Below are 1,404 nucleotides of genomic sequence, written 5' to 3'. Positions count from 1 at the left end.
CAACTGACATTGTTCAGTCCACAGGGTGTGTTGCATCAGCGGCTGTCATCGCGGCAATGAGTGGCTCAGGCCGACCCAGTGCCTGTACAGAACGCGGCCATTTGCCTTGCGGTGATCCTCCTTTTTCATACWTCTTGAAAGCCTCCAARATTTTACTCTGGATTTTTCWAAGCTAGTATTTACTTGAGTTCCAGCGATGTTCTGCTCTACGAGAGTCCAGTAACGTCCACCAAGAGCTGACGTTTTTGTGGGGAGAAAAGTAGGGTGAATCAATTTCATGGCCAAAATCACCATGATCACTCGACGCTCCCTTCTCGCCACCGTGCCAGTCTATTGCACCTTGACACTAATCGCTCCACGCCTGATAGCAGCGGGTATGAAGCTGCTGGACAGAGGACTCCGCATTCCGGCTCTGCCTGTAGTGAGTGGCGTTAACTACTGTGCAGTGTGTTCGAGGTACCAGTGCTGTGTCGCATCCAAAGAAGCCGCAAAAACTCCAAGGATTTCATTGATATCCTTCTCCGTTGAGATCAACGGAGGACAGAATGCCAATGCATCTCCCATGACTCGGTTGATCATTCCACGTTCCTGGGTCTGAGAGGACAGATACCGCCCGAGTCTACCAACAGGCTGAAAAGGCTCTTTTGTGTGCCGGTCGGCTACCAACTCAACGGCAGCAATCAACCCCACACCACGAACCTCGCCAACCATTGGATGATCAGCAAACTGCTGAAGCCCTTTGCGAAGGATAATCCCCATTTCAGCAGCATGCTGAACCAGGCCCTCCTCTTCGATAATTGTAAGATTCTCCAGGGCGACTGCAGTAGCTAGCGGGTGCCCGCTACCAGTGAAGCCATGCCCTAAGGTGCCAATCGAATGGCTCTGGTCGGCAATGTCTTGGTAAACAGCGTCGTTAATTAATATGGCTGCAATGGGCTGATAGGAGGACGACAGCTGTTTGGATAGCCATTCTTTCTGAAGGGCAGCAATCGGCCAATAGCGCCGGTAACGCGTGACAGGAATGAACCCAAAAACCGTCCTCAACTCACTTATCAAGCCGGGACTAAAGCCCACGGGGAAAATTCCGACCTTGGTATCAGCTGAAGATTCCACCCAGAGCCAGTCGTTTTGTAGGGGTAAAAACGACCAAAAATAAAAAAGGGGTCGCGAGATAAAATCTCGCAACCCCTTGAATTATATGGTCGGGACGGAGTGATTCGAACACTCGACCCCTAGCACCCCATGCTTGAAAATGGGCACAAGGCCCAGCATTTACTGGCTCTTCTTCCGGCGCTCGCTGCAAACGGTGCCTTACAGAGTTGAACAGGAAATTGCGAATCCCCGAAAAAGTCCCCACACCCTTTTGGGCTATCTCCGGCGTCCCGCCGCCCTACCTTTCTTCCC

Annotated in this window: 1 protein-coding gene; it reads right to left on the bottom strand. The window is 51.7% G+C overall.

Features of this window, described 5'->3' with window-relative positions; translation table 11 throughout:
- Nucleotides 1–435: 435 nt before the first annotated feature.
- Nucleotides 436–1,113, bottom strand: a complete 678-nt coding sequence (locus ACXRVY_RS29150; protein WP_223457164.1) for an aminotransferase class III-fold pyridoxal phosphate-dependent enzyme — start codon at nt 1,111–1,113, stop codon at nt 436–438.
- Between the last annotated feature and the right edge of the window lie 291 nt (nt 1,114–1,404).

The sequence above is a fragment of the Pseudomonas sp. P5_A2_2 genome, from assembly GCF_054177685.1.
This window is presented reverse-complemented; position numbering and strand designations above follow the sequence as displayed.